The sequence below is a fragment of the Streptomyces sp. NPDC093598 genome (assembly GCF_044764825.1).
Classification (GTDB): Bacteria; Actinomycetota; Actinomycetes; order Streptomycetales; family Streptomycetaceae; genus Streptomyces.
Map to the genome: position 1 here is coordinate 26,169 of NZ_JBIWIV010000013.1, position 19,694 is coordinate 45,862.

Consider the following 19,694-nt stretch of genomic DNA (forward strand, 5'->3'; position numbering starts at 1 on the left):
ACCGGCCCGATGACCGACCCGGCCCCGCTGTCCCTGTGCGCCCGTGAGCCGCATGTGCCCGCGGACCGGCTGGTCGCCGAGATGGTGCCGCCGCCGCGGTTCGACTCCGTCCGCTTCAGCACGTACATCCCCGACCCGAACCAGCCGAGCCAGACGGAGGCCGTCCGGGTCCTGGAGGGTTTCGCGGCGGGCCTCGACTCGGGGGCGGCCCCTGGCTCCGGCAGGCGGCGGCTGTTCGGTTTCGGCAAGGCGGCGAAGAAGGCCCCCGCCGGCCCGCGCGGTGTCTACCTCGACGGCGGCTACGGCGTCGGCAAGACCCACCTGCTGGCGTCCCTGTGGCACGCCACCCCGGCCGAGCCCGCGCTCAAGGCCTTCGGCACGTTCGTGGAGCTGACCAACCTGGTCGGCGCCCTCGGGTTCCAGCAGACGGTCCGGACGCTGTCCGGCCACCGCCTGCTGTGCATCGACGAGTTCGAGCTCGACGACCCGGGCGACACCGTCCTGGTCTCCACGCTCCTCGGCAGACTCGTCGACGCCGGCGTGGCGCTCGCCGCCACCTCCAACACGCTGCCCGGCAAGCTCGGCGAGGGCCGGTTCGCCGCGGCCGACTTCCTGCGCGAGATCCAGGGCCTGTCGGCCCACTTCCGCGCCCTGCGCATCGACGGCGAGGACTACCGCCACCGCGGCCTGCCCGAGGCTCCGCCGCCGTACTCGGACGAACAGGTGACCAAGGCGGCGCACGCCACCGAGGGCGCCTCACTCGACGCGTTCTCGCCCCTCCTGGAGCATCTCGCCCGGGTCCACCCCAGCCGGTACGGCGCTCTGACCGACGGGATCAAGGCCGTGTGCCTCACCGGGGTACAGCCGGTTCCCGACCAGTCGACGGCCCTCAGGCTCGTCGTCCTCGCGGACCGGCTCTACGACCGCGAGGTGCCCGTGCTGGCCTCGGGTCTGCCGTTCGACCAGCTGTTCAGCGACGAGATGCTGAACGGCGGCTACCGCAAGAAGTACTTCCGGGCCATCTCCCGGCTCACCGCCCTCGCCCGCGACGCGGGCAAGCTGGCGAACTCCCGGTAACGACAACCCCAATACCGCGCCGACCGGCCGATGGGAAGGGCTGGTTCAAGCCAGTCCACCCACGGTTTTCAGGCTCTCTTCAGCTTGAAACGTTAAGTTAACCCTGCAAACGACCTTGCAGGGTTAACGTGTTTCTTGACCAGCCATTGACCAAGTATTGGTCTGCGCTAGATGTGTCAATCACCTGAAGGGGGGCGCATGTTCCGAGGTACGACGGCACGGACCGTGGTTTCGATCCTCGCCGCCGTCCTGCTCGCCCTCCAGTTCTTCGCACCGACCGCGTCCTTCGCATCAGCGCATACGCACGGTCAAACCGAGGCCAACGCTCAGCCCGGAACGAAACCCTCCGGCAAGTCCTCGCGTCCCGGCCACAAGCCTTCCGGGAAGGCTCTGCGCGACGAGACGGCCACCTGCCGCGCCGGACACCACGGGGACCCGACCGGTCCCCTGCGCACCCGCGACCGGTTCCACACCGCCGACTCCGCGCCCTCGGCGCCCGAGCGGCCGCTGAGGCACATCCAGCCGACGGTGCCCGAACCGGTCATCCCCGGAGCCGCGCACCACCGCACGTCGAGATCCTCGACGTCGCACACCCCGGCAGCACTTCAGGTCTTTCGCTGCTGAGCGAGCAGAGCAGTTCCCCCCACCCACTGTCATGCCCGTCCGACGCGCCCCCACTGCGCGCCAGGAGGAGTCACCACACTCATGCAACCCCTCATCGACAACGCCCGCACCTTCGGACAGCGCCCTGAGGAGTTCGCCCACCTCGCCGAGGGCCAGTCCCCCGACGTCCTGTTCATCACCTGCTCCGACTCCAGGGTCGTACCGGCCCTGATCACGGGCGCCCGCCCCGGCGAGCTCTTCGAGCTGCGCACCGCGGGCAACGTCGTCCCGCCGCACTCCTTCGAGCACCCCACATCGGAGGCGGCCACGATCGAGTACGCCGTGGAGGTCCTCGGCGTCAAGGAGATCGTGGTCTGCGGCCACTCGCACTGCGGTGCCGTGGGCGCGGTGGTACGCGGCGACGACCTCGCCGCCGTACCGGCGGTGCGCGACTGGCTCGCGCGCGCCGCCGACCAGCCCGCCTGCTCGGACCCGGCCGACCCGACGGTCGCCGAAGCCGTGCAGAACCACGTCCTCACCCAGGTGCTGCGACTGCGGTCGTACCCGTGCGTCGAGCGCCGGCTGGCCGAGGGCCGGCTCGGCCTGCACGCCTGGTTCTACGAAGTGCACACCGGCATCGTGCGGGAACACCGCGCGGACACCGACACCTTCGAGAAGCTGTGAGGGGCACCATGACCAAGTTCCCTTACCTGAAGCAGGACTTCCTCGCCTCGATCGTCGTCTTCCTGGTCGCAGTCCCGCTGTGCGTCGGCGTGGCGGTCGCCTCCGGCGTTCCCGCGGAGCTGGGCCTCATCACCGGCATCGTGGGCGGGCTCGTCACCGGGCTGATGCGCGGCAGCAGCCTGCAGGTGTCCGGACCCGCCGCCGGTCTCACCGTGCTGGTCTTCGAGGCCGTCAGCCAGTTCGGAGTGGCGACGCTCGGCGTGATCGTGCTGCTCGCCGGCCTGCTCCAGCTCGCCATGGGCTTCCTGGGGATCGGCCGCTGGTTCCGGGCGATATCCGTCTCCGTCGTCGAGGGCATGCTCTGCGGCATCGGGCTGGTGATCATCGCCGGGCAGATCTACGCGGCGGCAGGCCTGAAGGCACCGGAGTCCGGACTCGGCAAGATCGCCGGGCTGCCCGGGATGTTCGCCGACACGCTCGGCAGCAGCGAGGCCATGATCTCCCTCGCCATCGGCGCGGGCACCATCGCCGTCATCGTGCTCTGGAAGAAGTTGCCGAAGGCCGTCCAGACCGTGCCCGGCGCCCTCGCAGCGGTCGTCCTGGCCACGGTCGCCACGCTCGCCTTCAGCCTGCCGGTCGCCACCGTCCAGGTGGAGGGCCTGCTGGGCGTCATCCAGCCGCCCGGGGCCGAGGCCTTCGGCGAACTGGCGAACCCGGCCATCTGGGGCACCATCATCGCCTTCGCGCTGATCGCCTCCGCGGAGAGTCTGTTCAGCGCGGCCGCCGTGGACCGGCTGCACGACGGTCCGCGCACCGAGTACAACAAGGAGATGATCGCCCAGGGCGCGGGCAACACCCTGTGCGGTCTGCTCGGCGCGCTGCCGATGACCGCCGTCATCGTGCGCAGCTCCGCCAACGTCAGCGCGGGCGCCAAGACCAAGGCCTCGCGGGTGCTGCACGGCGTGTGGCTGCTGCTGTTCGCCGCCGCGATGCCGTGGGCCCTGGCGCTGATCCCGATTCCCGCCCTCGCCGGCATCCTCGTGCACGCCGGCTGGAAGCTGATCCCGTTCGGCCAGATCAAGGCGCTGTGGCGGGCCCACAAGGGTGAGGCGCTCATCCTGGTCGTCACCGCCGTGTCGATCGTCGCGGTGAACATGTTCGAGGGCGTGCTCATCGGTCTGGCCCTGTCGGTCGTCAAGACCGCCTGGGAGGCCTCGCACGTCAAGATGGAGATCATCGACAAGGGCGCCGGCCCGATCCAGGCGTACCTGTCCGGCAACGCGACCTTCCTGCGCCTGCCGAAGATCCTCGACAGCCTGGAGAGCCTGCCGCAGGACCGGCCGGTCGAGCTGGACCTCTCGGGGCTGCACCACCTCGACCACGCCTGCCGCACGGCCCTGGAGAGCTGGGCCGAACGCCACAGCGCGACCGGCACCGAGCCGGTGAAGGTCACGGAACCCGTCGCGGAACCCGTCCGGGCCCCGGCGGAGAAGGTCACCGCCGCCTAGCCGTCCGGCCTGATCACCCGACCCTCTGGTCCGGGGCGCGCACCCAGCGTGCCCCGGACCACTCGTGTCCGCCCCTTTCCGCCCCGGCCGTCCGGGCATGGCCCCGCACCCTGTTCCGGGCATATCGTTACAGAAGTAGAAGAATTCGGACCTCTGGACGGGGAGGTCGGCATGGTCGAAGAGCTGGTCGGCGTGGTGGCCGCGGTCGGGGCGGGGGCGCTGGTGTACGTGGCTGCCGCGGCGCGGGTCGTCAAGCAGTACGAGCGCGGGGTCGTCTTCCGGCTCGGGCGGCTGCACGGGGATGTGCGACGGCCCGGCTTCAACCTCGTGGTTCCGGCGGTGGACCGGATGCGCAAGGTCAACCTCCAGATCGTGACCATGCCGATCCCCGCTCAGGAGGGCATCACCCGCGACAACGTGACCGTGCGGGTCGACGCGGTGGTGTACTTCAAGGTCGTGGACCCGGCGGCCGCGATCGTCAACGTCGAGGACTACCGCTTCGCCGTCTCGCAGATGGCGCAGACCTCGCTGCGCTCGATCATCGGCAAGAGCGAGCTGGACGACCTGCTGTCCAACCGGGAGAAGCTCAACCAGGGCCTGGAGCTGATGATCGACAGCCCGGCCGTGGAGTGGGGCGTGACCATCGACCGCGTGGAGATCAAGGACGTCTCCCTGCCGGACACCATGAAGCGTTCCATGGCCCGCCAGGCCGAGGCCGACCGCGAGCGGCGGGCCCGGCTGATCAACGCCGACGCCGAGTACCAGGCCTCCAAGAAGCTGGCCCAGGCCGCCCACCAGATGGCCGACACGCCCTCGGCGCTCCAGCTCCGGCTGCTCCAGACCGTCATGGCGGTGGCCGCGGAGAAGAACTCCACTCTCGTCCTGCCCATTCCGGTGGAACTCCTGCGGTTCCTGGAACGGGGCCAGCAGCCCCCCGCGCAAACCGCGGGACACGCCGAGGCGGCGGAACAGGCGGAGATCGCGGAGGGCGCCGTCGACCGCACGGAACAGGCCGAAGACGCCATGGAGCAACTGCGGCGCGCCGTAGAGCAGTGACCCGTGCTACGCGCGTGGTTCCCGCCACCGGCACCAGGTGATAGACACAGCGGGATCACAGTTCCTGTCCGCCAGCAGGAAGGTTTCCCCATGACCGCATCCGGTCGCTCCGCCACACGACGTCAGATGCTCGCCGGAACGGGCGCCCTGGGCATCGGGATCGCGTTCTCCGGTGCCCTTTCCGAACTCTTCGCCGGCACCGCCGCCGCACAGGGCCTCGGCCGTACCGGCTACGGCCCGCTCGTCCCCGACCCGAGGGGTCTCCTCGACCTGCCGGAGGGCTTCAGCTACCGGGTCCTCTCCCGCGAGGGAGACGAACTCCGCTCCGGTGAGGGCCCGGTTCCCTCCAACCACGACGGTATGGCGGCCTTCGCGGGCAGAGGCGGCCGGGTCCACCTGGTCCGCAACCACGAGAACCGTGCCGACGGCAGGGTCCCGGTCCCGGCCGTCGAGGGCCTCACCTACGACCCGGCCGGCAAGGGCGGCTGCACGGCGCTGACCCTGGACTCCCACAACCGGGTCCGGTCGGAACGCGTCGCGATCGCCGGCACGGCCGTGAACTGCGCGGGCGGCCCCACCCCTTGGGGCACCTGGCTGACCTGCGAGGAGACCGAGGACAAGGCCGGCACCAACGGCTACACCAAGGACCACGGCTTCATCTTCGAGGTGGACCCGGCCGACCCGCACCGCACCGGGGCCGTCCCGCTGACCGCGATGGGCCGCTTCGCGCACGAGGCGATCGCCGTCGACCCCCGGCGGGGCGTGGTCTACGAGACCGAGGACGCCTTCCAGAAGCCCTTCGGCCTCTTCTACCGCTTCCTGCCGGACCGGCCGCTGGGCGGCAGGGGTTCGCTGCGTGCGGGCGGCCGGCTCCAGGCCATGCGCGTGCCGGGCGTGCCGGATCTGTCCTCCATCCAGGACGTCGGCGCCGAGTTCGACGGCGTCGAGTGGGTGGACGTCCCGGACCCGCAGGCCGCGCAGACGCCGATCCGGTTCCAGGACTTCGGCCGCAAGGGCATCACGCACGCGCAGAAGCTGGAGGGGTGCTACTGGGGCGGCCGGTCGGTGTACTTCGTGTCGTCCTTCGCCCGCCGCTCGGACGGTTCGGCCGCCGACCACTTCGGGCAGGTCTGGCGCTACGACCCGGAGCGCCGCCGGCTCACCCTGGTGGTCGTCTTCGGCCCGGACACCGATGTGCAGTTGCCGGGCGAGTCCCCGGACAACATCTGCCTGGCGCCCAGCGGCGGCCTCATGGTCTGCGAGGACGGCAACGGCGCCCAGCACGTCTACGGTGTCACCCGACGAGGCGAGGTCTACGCGATGGCCCGCAACCGGCAGGCGATCACATCAGCCGCTGACGCGGCGGGCGGCACTCCGAAGGAGCCCGAGTGGGGTGAATTCGCCGGGGTGACCTTCTCCCCCGACGGCGACACGATGTACGTCAACTGCTACACGCCCGGCACCACGTTCGCGGTGACGGGCCCCTGGCGCCGCTAGCCGGCGCTCACCTTCCCGGACGGGGCGCCGGCATGGCCCGGCGTCCCAGGGGACCATCGAGGCACAGGACCGCAAGGGGGCCCGGTGAGACAGCAGGACAGCACCTCGCTGCGGGAGCGGCTGGCTCTCGCCACCGGTGAACCGGTCGACCTGACCCGGTACGACGCCGCCGCCACCCCCGCGGGCCCCGACGGCAAGGCGGCCGGCAAGGCCGCCACGGCCCGGATCGGCGAGCGCCTCGCCGTCCTCCAGGAACGGCTGTGGGCGGCCGGCACCGCGGGTGACCGGCGTCGCGTCCTGCTGGTGCTGCAGGGCATGGACACCAGCGGCAAGGGCGGCACGGTCAAGCACGTCATCGGTCTGCTCAACCCGTCCGGCTGCCGGATCACCGCGTTCAAGGCGCCCACCGCCGAGGAGCGCACGCACCCCTTCCTGTGGCGCGTGGAGCAGGCGCTGCCGGTCCGCGGTGAACTGGGGATCTTCGACCGCTCCCACTACGAGGACGTGCTGATCGCCCGCGTCCGGGAGCTCGCACCCGCCGCCGAGATCGCACGGCGCTACGAGCAGATCAACCGCTTCGAGAAGTCGCTCGCCGACGACGGCGTGACCCTGATCAAGTGCTTCCTGCACCTCTCCTACGAAGAGCAGCGCCGCCGGCTGCTCAAACGCCTCGACAACCCGGAGAAGCGCTGGAAGTTCGCCGCTTCCGACATCGACGACCGCGCCCTGTGGCCCGCGTTCCAGGAGGCCTACGAGACCGCCATGGAGCGCTGCGGCACCTCGTACGCACCCTGGTACCTGGTCCCGGCCGACCACAAGTGGTACCGCAACTGGGCGGTCAGCGCGCTGCTCCTGGAGCACTTCCAGGAGCTGGATCCGCGGTATCCGAAGGCGGACTTCGACGTGGCCGAGTGCCGGAAGCGGCTGCTGGAGCAGTCCTGATCCCTCCGGTCAGGCGGCCAGCAGGGCGTCGATCTGGCCGACGGCCTCCTTCAGGCCCTCCTCCATGCCCATGGTGACCATCTGCTCCATCTGCTCGCGGGAGTCGAACAGGGAGCGCATCTCCATGCGGGTGCCGCGGTCGTGCTCACTGAGCCGCACCGTCACGGACATGGTCGGCATGTCGTCCTTGGGCTTGCCGTCGTCGTCGGCGAAACCGTCGGTGAACTCCAGGGCCGTCGGCTCGCTGACCGAGGTGATCCGCCACCAGCCGCGGTGCCGGTCGCCCTCCGGGCCGGTCATGAAGTAGGTGACCTCTCCGCCGGGGGTGAGGTCGTGCTCCTCCACGGTCGCCGGGTAGGTCGGCGGACCCCACCAGCGCTCCAGCTGCCGGGGGTCGGCCCACAGCCGCCACACCCGTTCGACCGGGGCGGCGAAGTCGGCGATCAGGGTGAGGGTGAGGCGGTCGAGGTCCTTGTCGACACTGGTGACACTCATCGTCCGGTTCCTTCCGTCGTGTCGTTCTCTTCGGTTCCGGCGTCCTCGGCGAGCAGCCGGGCCATGCGGTCCACGCGCCCGCGCCACGCCGACTCGAGTTCGTCCAGGGCCTGGCGTGCGCGGCCCACCGCGTCGGGGTCGGTGCGCACGAGCTGCTCCCGTCCGCTGCGCTGCTTGGTGACCAGACCCGCCCGTTCCAGCACCGCGACGTGCTTCTGCACCGCGGCGAAGCTCATCGGGTAGGACTCGGCCAGCCGGGACACCGACAGCTCCCCGCGCACGCAGCGGCGCAGTATGTCCCGGCGCGTGGTGTCGGCCAGGGCGTGGAACAGCCGGTCCACCGTGTCGTCACTCAGCTCATCTACAACCATTTGGTTGTACGTTAGCCCTGCCCGCCGCTTCTGTAAAGGCGACCCGCCCGACACTGAAGCGGACGGACCGGGGTACTCGACGGCCCATGAGCGAGAAGCAGCAGGTCAGCAGCTCGTACTGGCTCGAGACGGCACCGGACGGCCGCCACCCGGCGCTCGCGGAGGATCTGGACGTCGACGTGGCGGTGATCGGCGCCGGGATCGCCGGGCTGTCCACGGCGTGGGAGCTGACGCGGGCCGGGCGGAGCGTGGCCGTGCTGGAGGCCGGCCGGGTCGCGGCCGGCGTCACCGGGCACACCACCGCCAAGGTCACCGCCCAGCACACGCTGGTCTACGACAAGCTGCGGCGCACCCGCGGCCCCGACGGCGCGCGGCTGTACGCGCGCTCGCAGTCCGAGGCGATCGAGCACGCGTCCCGGATCGCCCGCGAACTGGGCGTCGACTGCGAGTGGGAGACCAGGAGCGCCTACACCTACGCCGTCGACGCGAGCCGCGTGGAGGAACTGCGCGCCGAGGCACGGGCCGCGGCCGAGGCCGGGCTGCCCGCCTCGTTCGTCACCGAGACCGGGCTGCCCTTCCCGGTGGCGGGTGCGGTCGAGGTCACCGGGCAGGCCCAGTTCCACCCGCGCAAGTACCTGCTGGCCCTCGCCGCCGACCTGGTCGAACACGGCGGGCGGATCTACGAGGACACCACCGTCCTCGGCCTGGACGAGGGTGAGCCGTGCAGGCTGTCGACCGCGGCCGGGGCGACCGTCCGGGCCCGGGACGTCGTCGTCGCGACGCACTACCCGATCTTCGACCGGGCCCTGCTCTTCGCCCGCCTCTCCACCCGCCGCGAACTGGTCGTCGCCGGGACGATCCCCGCGGACCAGGACCCGGACGGCATGTTCATCACGCCCGACGAGGACACCCGCTCGGTGCGCACCGCGCCCTACGAGGGCGACCGGCGGCTGCTCATCGTCACCGGTGAGCACTTCACGCCGGGCACGAGCGACCCACGGGCCCGTTTCGAACGCCTCACCGCTTGGGCCACCGGCCACTTCCCGGACCTGGAGGTCACCCACCGGTGGGCCACCCAGGACACCGAACCCACGGACACCGTTCCGATGGTCGGCCTGCTGCACCATGGCGCCCGGCACGCCTATGTGGCCACCGGCTTCGGCGGCTGGGGCATGACCGGCGGCATCATGGCGGGCCGGCTGCTGAGCGCGCAGATCACGGGCGAGGAGTGCGAGTGGAGCGCGCTGTACGATCCGCGCCGGCTGAAGGCCGCGGTGCGTGAGGCGCCGACGTTTCTCAAGACGCAGGCCAAGGTCGCCGGGCACTTCGTGGGCGACCGGCTGCGGCCATCGCCGCCGGTGGAGTCCCTGCCGCCCGGCGAGGGCGCCGTGGTCCGCGCCGACGGCCACCGCGTCGCGGTGTACCGGGACGAGGACGGCGGGCTGCACGCCGTCTCCGCCCGCTGCACCCATCTGGGCTGCCTGGTCGACTTCAACGCCGCCGAACGCGCCTGGGAGTGCCCCTGCCACGGCTCCCGTTTCGACACGGACGGCAAGGTGATCCAGGGCCCGGCGACCAAGCCGCTGGAGCAGCGCGACCTCTGACGAGCGCCCCGGGCCTACGCTGGACGTATGAGCGAGGACGACTACTGTCTGATCGACGCGACCAGGCCGCCCCGGGCCGACGGGCCGCCGTACGCGGAGTGCGTGCTGTGCCGGGAGCCGACGGAGTACCCCGAGTCGTACAAGGGCATCACGCTCTGCCCCGCCTGCGAGTGGCAGGAGGCGCAGCGCACCGCCTGCTCAGGGTGATCTGCGCGAGGCCATCGCACCGGCCAGGGCAAGCGCCGCGGCAGCGATCAGGGCCGCCGCGGCCAGGGGCAGCAGCGGCAGCGGGACGGTGCCCTTCTGCGAGCCGGTGACCAGGCCCTGCACGGCCGCCTGCGCCGGTGAGCCGGAGGCCACCAGGGACAGCAGCGCCGCGAGCAAGAGGGCCAGGACGGCACGGCCCGGGGAGCGCAGCAGGGGCCGGCTGGTGAGCGCGCCGACGGCCGTGCCGAGCAGGGCGCAGGCCAGGGCGGCGAGCAGCCCGGCCCCGCAGGCGGGGGCGAGCGGCACGCGGGTGCGGTGGTCGGAGGCGACCGGGTCGCTGAGGAGCGTCACGGCGAGGGTCGCCAGCGTGCCGAGCACCGCCGTGCCGGCCAGCGCCACCAGCAGACAGGCCGTATGAGCCCGCGCGGGTCCGGCGGCCGCCGCCACACAGCCGCGTGCGGCGTCCGGTTCGCCCGTGACGCAGATCCGCGCCAGCCAGGCGGCGACGGGCAGCAGGGCGGCGGCCGTGTAGCCGAGCGAGTCGAGCACCGGCTGCCCGGCCTGGATGCTGATCCCGAGGAAGGCCGCGTACAGCAGGAACGGCGGCAGCCAGCGCTGCGAACGCAGCAGCAGGGCGGCGTGGTAGCGCATCAGGGCGGTCATCCCTGCCTCCCCGGAGCCGTCGCCTGCGGGGACACGCTCGCCACGTGCCAGGGCGGGCGGGCCGTCAGCAGGCTGCGGAGCAGGATGTCGGAGTGCGGGGCCGGGACGGTGAGGCGGTAGCCGCCCGGGGCGGTCTCGTCGGCGGAGGTGACGATCCGCCGTACGTCGTCGGGGAGCCGTCCGTCGGGCGGGCCCTGTACGTCGACGGTGACCTGCGGGCCGGACAGGCCCGGCTCCGGCGACGCGCCCTCGACGAGGCCTGCGTCGCGCACGGCGTACGTCGCGTCGGGCAGGCCCGCGAGGCGGCGCGGGTCGTGGTCGACGAAGACCACGGATCCGCCGGCCGCCGTGCGTTCGGCGACCGCGCGCTCCAACTCGGCGCGGGCCTCGGTGTCCAGGCCGGTCCACGCCTCGTCCAGCACCAGCAGCTCGGGCTCCCCCAGCAGGGCTTGGGCGACCGCGACCTTCTGGCTGCTGCCCTTCGACAGCCGGGCCATGGGCGTCTGGGCGCACGCGGCGGCGCCGAGGCGCTCCAGCCACTCCCGGGCGGCCCGGGCGGCCGTCGCCCGGGTCAGACCGTGCACGGTGCCCAGATGGGTGAGGTATCCGGCGGCGGTGAAGGGCAGGGCCGGCGGGAACCGCTCGGGGACGTACGCCGTGCGCGGCCGGCCGGTGACACGGCCCTCGCTCGGCGCGTCGATGCCGGCGAGCAGCCGCAGCAGCGTGGACTTGCCGCTGCCGTTGGTGCCCTCGATGCGGACGAGCCGGCCCGGGGCCACCACCAGGTCGACACCGCGCAGCACCCAGGGGCCGCGCAGACCGTAGCGGCGGCCCGCGTTCCGGAGGCACAGGTCGGGTCGCATCCGGCCATCCTGCACGATTTTCCGGCTGGCACACTGGGATTCGTGAGCGAAGACCCGACGCCCGTGAGTGACAGTCCCTTCCGGTCCGAGCCCTCGGCGCGCGACGAGGCACCGCAGTTCGTGCTGCCCCTGGTCGTGCGGATCGAGCGGGCGGATCCGCCGGCGCGCACGGACGCGCTGGAGACGGCCGCGCGGGCCGTGCTGACGATCCTGGCCGACGAGCGGTCGGCCGGCGAGGGCGAGTGGGCCGAGGCGATGCGCGACTGGCAGGACGCCCGGATCCGCAAGGTGGTGCGGCGGGCGCGCGGCGCGGAGTGGCGGCGGGCCGGGGCGCTGCCCGGCATCACGGTCACCGGCAAAGCGGCCGAGGTGCGGGTCTTCCCGCCCGTCCCGCTGGACGGCTGGCCCAAGGACCTGGCCAGGCTCCAGGTGTCCGGCACCGACCTGGACGACCCGGAGCCTCCGGTGGACGCCGACCCGGCCGCGCCCGTGCTGTGGCTGAACCCGGGCCTCGGCATGTCGGCAGGCAAGGCGATGGCGCAGGCGGGCCACGCCGCCCAACTGGCCTGGTGGGAGCTGTCCGACGAGGAGCGGACCGCCTGGCGGGACGCGGGCTTCCCGCTCGCCGTCCGGACGGCCGATGCGGCCCGCTGGCCCGGACTGACCGGCAGCGGGTTGCCGTTGGTGCGTGACGCGGGGTTCACGGAGATCGCGCCCGGCTCGTGCACGGTGGTCGCGGATCACCCGTCGCTGCGCCGGGAGCCGCTCGGCAGGGGCGGCCCGGCGGCCACCCGTTCGGCGTAACCGCGGGCGCGTCGGCAGCGGGCGAGTGCTCCAGTGGGGTTACCAGTCGACCCGATCCAGGAGGCAGCCATGAGCAGTGCCGCGCCCCCTCCCCCCGCCCCGCCCGCCTCCGACGACCGTACGCCCGGCGGTTTCGGCCCGGGCGGCTCCGGTGACCCGTGGGCGGCGGGGGGTCTCGCCCTCGGCGGCATCCTGATGGTCGTCTACGGCCTCTTCGCGGTGCTCCAGGGCATCGCGGCCATCGCCGGCGACGAGGTGTACACGAGCTTCGGCCAGTACTCCTTCGCGTTCGACCTGACCGCGTGGGGCTGGATCCATCTGATCGTCGGTGTGCTCGTGGTGGCGGCCGGGTGCGGCCTGTTCACCGGGGCCGCCTGGGCGCGGGTCGTGAGCGCGGTCGTGGTCGGCCTGGCGCTGATCGCGAACTTCCTCTGGCTGCCGTACCAGCCGTTCTGGTCGATCATCATGATCGTGACGGGACTGTTCGTCCTCTGGTCGGTGTTCAACTACCGCTCGTCCCGCCCGGTGTAGAGCCGCGCCCGGTCAGGACGGCGGCGGACGCCGGTCGCGCTCGGCGACCACGCTGTGCAGCCGGCGGGTCAGCGCGGTGGCCGCCGCCGTGAGGAAGACGAACGTGTACACGACCTGAGCGACGGTCACCAGCCGGGCCTCCTGCCCGCGCGGGGTGATGTCGCCGTAGCCGACGGTTGCGAGCGTGACGACGGTGAAGTACAGCGCGTCGACCCGGGTGTGCAGGCCGGTGAACTGGCCAGGCCGCTGGGCGAGCGCGTAGTAGCCGGACGAGAAGACCAGCACGGCCAGGCACATCAGCATCGAGATCATGATGCCCGAGCGGGCCTTGGGCCTCTCCAGCACGACGTCGCGCACCTGGCGCAGCAGCAGCGCGGCGACGAGTGCCAGGCAGATCACGAACAGCGGCCAACCGAGCCAGGGCCGGTCGGCGCCGAGCCCCTCCAGCGGCAGCAGGAAGTAGGCCGTGCCGACCGCCACGAGCAGGACTCCGGCTCCGATCAGCAACCGGCGGGCACCGGCCGCCTCCGACTCCGGTTCCCGTGTCCGCTCGGGGTGGCGGGGCTGCTCGCTGCCTTCGGGCATAGGTCCGGTCTACGACGTATCAGGGCGGGACGCGAGCCTTGCGCCTCCGTCGGTGGGGGCAGTGACCCGCGAACCTCAAATGTTGCTCTGAAGGAGGGCCGGGCGGGGTTCGGGGCCGGACGGCTGGGCCATACCCCCCTCACGTTCGAGGAACGGGCCGGGTGGAGGAGGGGACGATGGAGCGACTGGGGACGGGCATCGGGTGGCGGCCGGAGATCGCGGACGCCGTGGAGCGGATGCCGGGGATCGACTGGGTCGAGGCGGTGGCCGAGAACGTCTGCCCCGGGCATCTGCCCGACTCGCTGCGGCGGCTGCGCGAGCGCGGTGTCACCGTGGTGCCGCACGGCGTCTCGCTCGGCCTCGGGGGCGCGGACCGGCCCGACGCGGACCGGCTGACCGCACTGGCCGAGCGCGCCGAGGCGCTGGGCTCCCCGCTGGTCACCGAGCACATCGCGTTCGTACGGGCGGGCGGGTCGCTGACGGCGTCCCCGCGTCTGGAGGCGGGCCACCTCCTGCCCGTCCCCCGCACCCGGGACGCCCTGGACGTCCTGTGCGAGAACGTGCGCATCGCGCAGGACTCACTGCCGGTGCCGCTGGCCGTCGAGAACATCGCCGCGCTGATCTGCTGGCCGGGCGAGGAGATGACGGAGGGCCAGTTCCTCTACGACCTCGCCGACCGCACGGGCGTCCGCCTGCTCATCGACGTGGCCAACCTGCACACCAACCACGTCAACCGCGGCGAGGACCCGTCCAAGGCCCTCGCCGAGCTGCCCCTGGAGGCCCTCGCCTACGTCCATGTCGCCGGCGGCTTCGAACGCGACGGCGTCTGGCACGACAGCCACGCCCATCCGGTCCCCCGGCCGGTCCTCGACATCCTCACGGACCTCGCCTCCCGTGTCTGCCCGCCGGGTGTCCTGCTGGAACGGGACGAGAACTTCCCGGAACCGGCGGAGCTGGAAACCGAGTTGACCGCGATCCGCCGGGCGCTGGAGTCAGGGGCTGTCGCGCGCGTGAAGACGCAGCTCCGCGAACGGCGTGACGAGGCACCGGCGCCGGTCGGTGCCGGAGGGCAGGGCGATGAGACCGGGGCGGCCGGGGCGACACGGGGCGCCTTCGGCCTGCCCCACCCGGAGGGCGCCGACGGTGCCCGGCAGCGGCTCGGGCTGGCGCAGGCCGCGCTGCTGTCGGCGCTGGTCGCGGGGACGCCCGTGCCCGAGGGGTTCGACCGGGTGCGGGTCGGCGTACAGGCGCGGGCGCTCGCCGCGAAGCGGGCGGACGTCGTGGCGAAGGTCGCGCCCGAGCTGCCGGTGATCCTCGGGGACGAGTACCGCACGGCGTTCCTCGGCTACGCCCAGACCCACCCGATGACCGCCGGCTACCGGCGCGACGCCCTCACCTTCGCCGAACACCTGCTGTCCGCCGGGCACCCCGGGGACGCGCGGGCGCGGCGGGAGCTCCGGGAGTGGTGGCAGGAACGGTCGGGACCGGCACCGCGCTCCCGGCGGCCTGCCCACCGGCTCGCCCGCGCCACGCGCAGGGTGCTGTTGCGGCGTTGACGCGTGAGGGGCCCGGCCCGGGCCCCTCACTCCTCTCTCTCACCCCGGCTCGGGAGGCGACCCCCCGGACAGCGAACCGGCCCTGTCCGGCACGGCGTCACCCGCCGGTGCCTCCCCGCGCCCGTAGTGGTGCGTGGTGACCATGTAGAGCAGGCCCACCCCCAGCACCACCGCTCCGCACAGCAGGACGATCCAGTTCTCCCACCACGGCTTCTCGGGAGTGCGGGCCCAGCAGATGTTGACGATGGCGAAGATGCCGTACGCCAGCGCACCGATGTTCACCGCGAGGCCCCAGCGGCCCAGGGTGAACTCCCCCGCCGGGCTCCAGCCCTTGAGCCGGGCGCGCAGCGCGGCCAGGACCACCATCTGGAACGAGGCGTAGATGCCGAGGATCGCGAACGAGACGATGTTGGTGAGGGCGTCCTCGGAGAGCAGCGAGGCGAAGGCGATGAGCAGCGGCACGGCGGCCGACACCAGCAGCGCGTAGCCCGGCACCGCACGGGCGTGGGCGAACCGCCGCAGCAGCCGGTGCCCGGCGATCATCTCGTCACGGGCGTAGGAGTAGATGAGCCGCCCTGCCGCGGCCTGGAGACTGATCGTGCAGGACAGGAAGGAGATCAGCACCACGGCCATCACCATCCGGGCCCCGGTCTCGCCCATGGCGTCGTAGAGCACGTCCACGACCGGGTCGGCCTGTTCGCCCGAGATGACCGCGTTGTAGTCCGTGACCGACAGCAGCAGCGACATACACGTGAACGTGGCCGCCGCGCCGCCGATGTAGATGGTGCGGCGCATCGCCTTGGGGATGACGCGGCCGGGGTGCTCGACCTCCTCGGCGGTGTCGCCGCACGCCTCGAAGCCGTAGTACTGGTAGAAGCCGATGATGGCCGCGCCGAGGAACACCGGGAGGTAGGAGCCGTTCCCCTCGGTGCCGTAGGTGTCGAAGATGACGCCGAGGCCGTGGTGGCGGTGGGTGGACAGCAGGTAGATGCCGACGACGAGGGCCCCGATGAGCTCCCCCGCGAAACCGATCACGGCCGCCGCCGACAGCGCCTTGGTCCCCATGTAGTTGATGAGGACGGCGACCACGATGAGGACGGCGGTGCACAGCACGGTGGTGTACACGGTGGGGTCGAAGCCGAAGAGGATGGCGATGTAGGGGCCGGCGCCGTAGGCGACCGAGGTGATGGTCACCAGCAGCGCCCACATGTAGACCCAGCCGGTCATCCACGCCCAGCGCTTGCCCCACAGCCGCCGCGCCCACGGGTAGACACCGCCGGCGATGGGGTACTGCGCGACGACCTCGCCGAAGATCAGAGCGACGAGGAACTGGCCGCAGCCGGCGAGCACGAACGCCCAGATCATGGGCGGCCCGCCGTCGGCGAGGGCGGTGCCGAAGAGGGTGTAGGTGCTGACCACCGGGGAGAGATAGGTGAAGCCGAGGGCGAAGTTGGCCCAGGGGCCCATGTCCTTGCGGAACTCGGAGCCCGGCTCCCCTCCGGGGGTGGCGGAGGCCGCCGCCGGGGGCTGCGCATCCGTCACCGCTGCGCCCTCCGTTCCGCGGTGATCAGGTCGGCGGCCCGTTCGGCGGCGAGCAGTACGGTCACCATCGGGTTGATCGTGGGCATCGTCGGGAACACCGACGCGTCGACGATCCGCACGCCGTCGAAGCCGCGCAGTCTCAGTTCGGGGTCGCAGACGGCAGCCGGGTCGTCCGCAGCGCCCATGCGGCAGGTGCCCGCCGGGTGGTAGACGGTGTGGGCCACGCGGCGGCCGTACTCCGACAGGTCGGCGTCGGAGACGACGTCCGGGCCGGGCGCGACCTCGCGGACGAGCCAGTCGCGCAGCGGGTCGGTCGCGGCGACCCGGCGCGCCACCTTCAGACCGTCCACGAGGGTGCGCTCGTCGTGGCCCTCGGGGTCGGTGAAGTACCGGAAGTCCAGGGCGGGATGCTCGGCGGGGTTGTTGCTGCGCAGCCACATGCGGCCGGTGGAACGGGCCCGCGGCACGTTCGGCGTCATGCACACCCCGTACCGCGGGACGGGGTAGCCCAGGCGTTCGGTGTTGACGGTGAACGGCACCTGGTAGAAGTGGAACATCAGGTCGGGGCGCGGCTGGCCGGTGTCGCGGCGCAGGAACAGGCCGGCGTCGGAGTCCATCGCGGAGTTGGGCGGCAGCGGCCCCGCGGTCTCCCAGACGATCACGGACTCGGGGTGGTCCAGCAGGTTCTCCCCGACGCCGGGCAGGTCGGCCCGTACGGCGATGCCCAGGGCGCGCAGGTCGTCGGCCGGGCCGATACCGGAGAGCATCAGCAGGCGCGGGGTGTCGATGGCGCCGGCGCACAGCAGGAGTTCGCGCTCGGCACGCACGGTGGCGGGTTCGCCGTCGGCGCCCCGGACCGCGACCCGGGTCAGCCGGCCCGACTCGTCGGGGATCAGCCGGTGCGCCCAGGTCTCTAGTTTCAGCGTGAGGTTGGGCCGGTCCAGCACCGGGTGGAGGTAGGCGACGGACGCGGAGGAGCGCAGGTTGCCCTCCGGCTGGTAGGCCAGCGAGAAGAAGCCGGTGCCGTCGGCGAAGGGTTCGGCGTTGAAGTCGTCGACGACGGGGACACCGAGGGCACGGGAGGCCGCGGTGACGAAGTCCTTGGCGATGGGATTTCGGTCGGCCTCGGCCACCGGGACGATCCGCGTGAGCAGCCGGTCGCGGTAGGGCAGGATCGTCGCCGGGTCCCAGCCGGAGCAGCCGTGGCTCACCCAGTCGTCGAGGTCCTGCGGCAGCGGCAGGAAGCTGATCAGAGTGTTGTGCGAGGAGCAGCCGCCGAGCACGCGGGCCCGTGAGTGCAGGATGTGCGAGTTGCCGCGCGGCTGCTCGACGGTGGTGTAGCCGTAGTCGAACTCCGAGCCGAGCAGGTTGATCCAGTTGCGCAGGCGCAGGATGCGCTCGTCGCCGACATCGCTGGGGCCGCCCTCGATGACGCACACGCGGCAGTCGGGATCCTCGCTCAGCCGGGCGGCGAGCACGCATCCGGCGGTGCCGCCGCCGACGATGACGTAGTCGTGGGCGGACTCGGCGCCGTGCGCGGGAGTGGTGGCCATGCCGTGCCTTTCGTGGTGGTGCGGTGCGGCGTGCGGGTCAGCCCTTGAACCAGCCGGAGGGAGCGGGGGCGAGGTTCTGGTAGATGTGCTTGGCCTCCTGGTACTCGCGCAGCCCCGTGGGGCCGAGTTCGCGTCCGACGCCGGAGCGGCCGAAACCGCCCCACTCGGCCTGCGGTACGTAGGGGTGGAAGTCGTTGATCCACACGGTGCCGTGCCGCAGCCGCTGGGCGACGCGCTGGGCGCGGCTGGCGTCGGAGGTCCACACGCCGCCGGCGAGGCCGTAGCGGGTGTCGTTGGCCAGTTCCACCGCCTCCTCCTCGCTGCGGAAGCGCTCGACGGTGACGACCGGGCCGAAGACCTCCTCCTGGACGATGCGCATGGACCGGTCGCAGTCGGCGAAGATCGTCGGCAGCAGGAAGAAGCCGCGGCTGAGGGTGGGGTCGTCGGGGCGGGTGCCGCCGGTGACGAGCCGGGCGCCCTCCTCCTTGGCGACGGCGATGTAGCCCTCGACCTTCTCGCGGTGCTCGGCGGAGCTGAGCGGGCCGCTCTCGGTGCCCTCCTCCAGGCCGTTGCCGAGCCTGATCCTCCGGGCGCGCCCGGCATAGGCCTCGACGAACCGGTCGTGCAGGGAGTCCTCCACGAGCAGACGCGAACCGGCCGAGCAGACCTGCCCGGAATGCAGGAAGGCGGCGTCGAGGGCGTAGTCGACCGCGGCGTCGAAGTCGGCGTCCGCGAACACGATGTTGGGGTTCTTGCCGCCCAGTTCCAGGGCGATGTTCCGCGGCCCCTCGGCGGCGCCGGCCATGATGGCCCGTCCGGTGGTGAGGCCGCCGGTGAAGGAGATCAGGTCGACGTCGGGGTGGCCGGTCAGGGCCGCGCCGACGGTCGCTCCGGCGCCGAGCACCAGGTTGGCGACGCCGGGCGGGGCGCCGGCCTCCTCGAGGAGCCGGATCATGGTGATGGTGGTGAGCGGGGTGGTCTCGCTGGGCTTGAGGACGAAGGTGTTGCCGGCGGCGAGCGCCGGGGCGACCTTCCAGGAGGCCTGCAGCAGCGGGTAGTTCCAGGGGGCGATGAGCGCGCACACGCCGACGGGCTGGTAGACGACGCGGCTGAGGACGTCCGGGCCGACGTCGACGACCCGGCCGCCGTCCTTGCCCGCGAGTTCGGCGAAGTAGCGGAAGGCGTTCGCCACGTCCTCCACGTCGATCCGGGCCTCGGCCAGCGTCTTGCCGGTGTCGAGCGTCTCGGTGCGGGCGATGTCCTCCCGGTCGCGCAGCAGCAGGTCGTGGACGCGCAGCAGGAGGTCGGCCCGGTGGCGGGAGGGGGCGTTCGCCCAGTCCTCCTCGGCGAAGGCGCGCCGGGCGGCGCGCACGGCACGGTCGACGTCGGTGGCGTCGGCCTCGTCGACGGTGGTGACGACCGAGGCGTCGTAGGGGTTGATCACCTCGCGCCGGCCACCGGCCGCCGCATGCGTCCACTCGCCGTCGATGTACAGCTCACCCACCGCGGGGCCTCCTTGGCATCCGGCCGGAGCCCGATCGGCTCGACGGTCA

At 72.3% G+C, this 19,694-nt stretch carries 20 protein-coding genes; 12 read left to right on the forward strand and 8 right to left on the reverse strand.

Annotation, left to right across the window (positions count from 1 at the left end; translation table 11 throughout):
- The first annotated feature begins 9 nt into the window (after positions 1 to 9).
- The 7 genes from zapE (at position 10) to ACIRDU_RS29410 (ending at position 7,367) form a co-directional block, all read left to right on the forward strand.
- Entirely contained in the window at positions 10 to 1,077 is a 1,068-nt protein-coding gene (zapE, locus tag ACIRDU_RS29380; protein ID WP_403585184.1) for a cell division protein ZapE, read from the forward strand.
- Between the two features lie 198 nt (positions 1,078 to 1,275).
- On the forward strand, positions 1,276 to 1,701 hold the full coding sequence (locus ACIRDU_RS29385; RefSeq protein WP_403584814.1) for a hypothetical protein: 426 nt from the start codon (positions 1,276 to 1,278) through the stop codon (positions 1,699 to 1,701).
- Between the two features lie 81 nt (positions 1,702 to 1,782).
- Positions 1,783 to 2,364 carry a carbonic anhydrase gene (locus ACIRDU_RS29390; protein WP_403584817.1) on the forward strand — a complete coding sequence of 194 codons (582 nt, stop codon included), beginning with the start codon at positions 1,783 to 1,785 and terminating at the stop codon, positions 2,362 to 2,364.
- A gap of 8 nt (positions 2,365 to 2,372) precedes the next feature.
- Positions 2,373 to 3,872, forward strand: coding sequence for a SulP family inorganic anion transporter (locus tag ACIRDU_RS29395; protein ID WP_403584819.1), 1,500 nt, complete (start codon positions 2,373 to 2,375; stop codon positions 3,870 to 3,872).
- A 171-nt stretch (positions 3,873 to 4,043) separates the two neighbouring features.
- Positions 4,044 to 4,928, forward strand: coding sequence for a slipin family protein (locus ACIRDU_RS29400; protein WP_403584821.1), 885 nt, complete (start codon positions 4,044 to 4,046; stop codon positions 4,926 to 4,928).
- Positions 4,929 to 5,018: 90 nt separating this feature from the next.
- Complete coding sequence (locus ACIRDU_RS29405) at positions 5,019 to 6,425, forward strand: PhoX family protein (protein WP_403584823.1); 1,407 nt, start codon at positions 5,019 to 5,021, stop codon at positions 6,423 to 6,425.
- Positions 6,426 to 6,509: 84 nt separating this feature from the next.
- Positions 6,510 to 7,367, forward strand: coding sequence for a PPK2 family polyphosphate kinase (locus ACIRDU_RS29410; RefSeq protein ID WP_403584826.1), 858 nt, complete (start codon positions 6,510 to 6,512; stop codon positions 7,365 to 7,367).
- Between the two features lie 9 nt (positions 7,368 to 7,376).
- On the opposite strand, the gene ACIRDU_RS29415 is transcribed toward ACIRDU_RS29410, so the two are convergent.
- Together ACIRDU_RS29415 and ACIRDU_RS29420 are read right to left on the reverse strand one after the other, a co-directional pair.
- The gene (locus ACIRDU_RS29415) at positions 7,377 to 7,862 is read right to left on the reverse strand and encodes an SRPBCC domain-containing protein (RefSeq protein WP_403584828.1); all 486 of its coding nucleotides are present in this window, start codon (positions 7,860 to 7,862) and stop codon (positions 7,377 to 7,379) included.
- A complete protein-coding gene (locus tag ACIRDU_RS29420; protein ID WP_403584831.1) occupies positions 7,859 to 8,233 on the reverse strand; it encodes an ArsR/SmtB family transcription factor in 375 nt (124 codons plus the stop codon). The genes ACIRDU_RS29415 and ACIRDU_RS29420 overlap by 4 nt, the downstream gene beginning before the upstream one ends.
- Positions 8,234 to 8,319: 86 nt before the next feature.
- On the opposite strand from ACIRDU_RS29420, the gene ACIRDU_RS29425 reads away from it, so the two are divergent.
- Together ACIRDU_RS29425 and ACIRDU_RS29430 are read left to right on the forward strand one after the other, a co-directional pair.
- Positions 8,320 to 9,837 (forward strand): FAD-dependent oxidoreductase, encoded by a 1,518-nt coding sequence (locus ACIRDU_RS29425; RefSeq protein ID WP_403584834.1) that lies wholly within the window; start codon positions 8,320 to 8,322, stop codon positions 9,835 to 9,837.
- A 27-nt stretch (positions 9,838 to 9,864) separates the two neighbouring features.
- On the forward strand, positions 9,865 to 10,044 hold the full coding sequence (locus ACIRDU_RS29430) for a hypothetical protein (RefSeq protein ID WP_062929707.1): 180 nt from the start codon (positions 9,865 to 9,867) through the stop codon (positions 10,042 to 10,044).
- Here ACIRDU_RS29430 and ACIRDU_RS29435 read toward each other — a convergent pair.
- Together ACIRDU_RS29435 and ACIRDU_RS29440 are read right to left on the reverse strand one after the other, a co-directional pair.
- Positions 10,036 to 10,707 carry an ABC transporter gene (locus ACIRDU_RS29435; RefSeq protein WP_403584837.1) on the reverse strand — a complete coding sequence of 224 codons (672 nt, stop codon included), beginning with the start codon at positions 10,705 to 10,707 and terminating at the stop codon, positions 10,036 to 10,038. The genes ACIRDU_RS29430 and ACIRDU_RS29435 overlap by 9 nt on opposite strands.
- Positions 10,704 to 11,570 (reverse strand): ATP-binding cassette domain-containing protein, encoded by an 867-nt coding sequence (locus ACIRDU_RS29440; protein ID WP_403584840.1) that lies wholly within the window; start codon positions 11,568 to 11,570, stop codon positions 10,704 to 10,706. Before ACIRDU_RS29440 ends, ACIRDU_RS29435 begins: the two co-directional genes overlap by 4 nt.
- A 42-nt stretch (positions 11,571 to 11,612) precedes the next feature.
- Between ACIRDU_RS29440 and ACIRDU_RS29445 the strand changes: the two genes are divergently transcribed.
- Both ACIRDU_RS29445 and ACIRDU_RS29450 read left to right on the forward strand, forming a co-directional pair.
- On the forward strand, positions 11,613 to 12,374 hold the full coding sequence (locus ACIRDU_RS29445; protein WP_403584843.1) for an aminoacyl-tRNA hydrolase: 762 nt from the start codon (positions 11,613 to 11,615) through the stop codon (positions 12,372 to 12,374).
- A 69-nt stretch (positions 12,375 to 12,443) separates the two neighbouring features.
- Positions 12,444 to 12,905 carry a hypothetical protein gene (locus tag ACIRDU_RS29450; RefSeq protein ID WP_403584846.1) on the forward strand — a complete coding sequence of 154 codons (462 nt, stop codon included), beginning with the start codon at positions 12,444 to 12,446 and terminating at the stop codon, positions 12,903 to 12,905.
- 12 nt (positions 12,906 to 12,917) lie between these two features.
- Here ACIRDU_RS29450 and ACIRDU_RS29455 read toward each other — a convergent pair whose 3' ends face one another.
- Positions 12,918 to 13,490: a potassium channel family protein gene (locus ACIRDU_RS29455; protein WP_403584848.1), complete on the reverse strand. Its 573-nt coding sequence runs from the start codon at positions 13,488 to 13,490 to the stop codon at positions 12,918 to 12,920.
- 176 nt (positions 13,491 to 13,666) lie between these two features.
- Between ACIRDU_RS29455 and ACIRDU_RS29460 the strand changes: the two genes are divergently transcribed.
- Positions 13,667 to 15,046: a DUF692 domain-containing protein gene (locus ACIRDU_RS29460; protein ID WP_403584850.1), complete on the forward strand. Its 1,380-nt coding sequence runs from the start codon at positions 13,667 to 13,669 to the stop codon at positions 15,044 to 15,046.
- 39 nt (positions 15,047 to 15,085) lie between these two features.
- Here the strand turns inward: ACIRDU_RS29460 and ACIRDU_RS29465 are convergent, their stop codons facing one another.
- The 3 genes from ACIRDU_RS29465 to ACIRDU_RS29475 are packed head-to-tail and all read right to left on the reverse strand — an operon-like array spanning position 15,086 to position 19,645.
- Complete coding sequence (locus ACIRDU_RS29465; RefSeq protein ID WP_403584853.1) at positions 15,086 to 16,588, reverse strand: APC family permease; 1,503 nt, start codon at positions 16,586 to 16,588, stop codon at positions 15,086 to 15,088.
- Positions 16,585 to 18,141, reverse strand: coding sequence for a GMC family oxidoreductase (locus ACIRDU_RS29470; RefSeq protein WP_403584856.1), 1,557 nt, complete (start codon positions 18,139 to 18,141; stop codon positions 16,585 to 16,587). Before ACIRDU_RS29470 ends, ACIRDU_RS29465 begins: the two co-directional genes overlap by 4 nt.
- Before the next feature lie 37 nt (positions 18,142 to 18,178).
- Entirely contained in the window at positions 18,179 to 19,645 is a 1,467-nt protein-coding gene (locus ACIRDU_RS29475) for an aldehyde dehydrogenase family protein (protein ID WP_403584859.1), read from the reverse strand.
- Between the last annotated feature and the right edge of the window lie 49 nt (positions 19,646 to 19,694).

Excerpts from the sequence above, each read along its gene's own strand:
- zapE (WP_403585184.1), top strand. The coding sequence starts at position 10 with ATGACCGACCCGGCCCCGCTGTCCCTGTGCGCCCGTGAGCCGCATGTG.
- ACIRDU_RS29385 (WP_403584814.1), top strand. The coding sequence starts at position 1,276 with ATGTTCCGAGGTACGACGGCACGGACCGTGGTTTCGATCCTCGCCGCC.
- ACIRDU_RS29390 (WP_403584817.1), top strand. The coding sequence starts at position 1,783 with ATGCAACCCCTCATCGACAACGCCCGCACCTTCGGACAGCGCCCTGAG.
- ACIRDU_RS29395 (WP_403584819.1), top strand. The coding sequence starts at position 2,373 with ATGACCAAGTTCCCTTACCTGAAGCAGGACTTCCTCGCCTCGATCGTC.
- ACIRDU_RS29400 (WP_403584821.1), top strand. The coding sequence starts at position 4,044 with ATGGTCGAAGAGCTGGTCGGCGTGGTGGCCGCGGTCGGGGCGGGGGCG.
- ACIRDU_RS29405 (WP_403584823.1), top strand. The coding sequence starts at position 5,019 with ATGACCGCATCCGGTCGCTCCGCCACACGACGTCAGATGCTCGCCGGA.
- ACIRDU_RS29415 (WP_403584828.1), bottom strand. The coding sequence starts at position 7,862 with ATGAGTGTCACCAGTGTCGACAAGGACCTCGACCGCCTCACCCTCACC.
- ACIRDU_RS29420 (WP_403584831.1), bottom strand. The coding sequence starts at position 8,233 with ATGGTTGTAGATGAGCTGAGTGACGACACGGTGGACCGGCTGTTCCAC.
- ACIRDU_RS29425 (WP_403584834.1), top strand. The coding sequence starts at position 8,320 with ATGAGCGAGAAGCAGCAGGTCAGCAGCTCGTACTGGCTCGAGACGGCA.
- ACIRDU_RS29430 (WP_062929707.1), top strand. The coding sequence starts at position 9,865 with ATGAGCGAGGACGACTACTGTCTGATCGACGCGACCAGGCCGCCCCGG.
- ACIRDU_RS29435 (WP_403584837.1), bottom strand. The coding sequence starts at position 10,707 with ATGACCGCCCTGATGCGCTACCACGCCGCCCTGCTGCTGCGTTCGCAG.
- ACIRDU_RS29440 (WP_403584840.1), bottom strand. The coding sequence starts at position 11,570 with ATGCGACCCGACCTGTGCCTCCGGAACGCGGGCCGCCGCTACGGTCTG.
- ACIRDU_RS29450 (WP_403584846.1), top strand. The coding sequence starts at position 12,444 with ATGAGCAGTGCCGCGCCCCCTCCCCCCGCCCCGCCCGCCTCCGACGAC.
- ACIRDU_RS29455 (WP_403584848.1), bottom strand. The coding sequence starts at position 13,490 with ATGCCCGAAGGCAGCGAGCAGCCCCGCCACCCCGAGCGGACACGGGAA.
- ACIRDU_RS29460 (WP_403584850.1), top strand. The coding sequence starts at position 13,667 with ATGGAGCGACTGGGGACGGGCATCGGGTGGCGGCCGGAGATCGCGGAC.
- ACIRDU_RS29470 (WP_403584856.1), bottom strand. The coding sequence starts at position 18,141 with ATGGCCACCACTCCCGCGCACGGCGCCGAGTCCGCCCACGACTACGTC.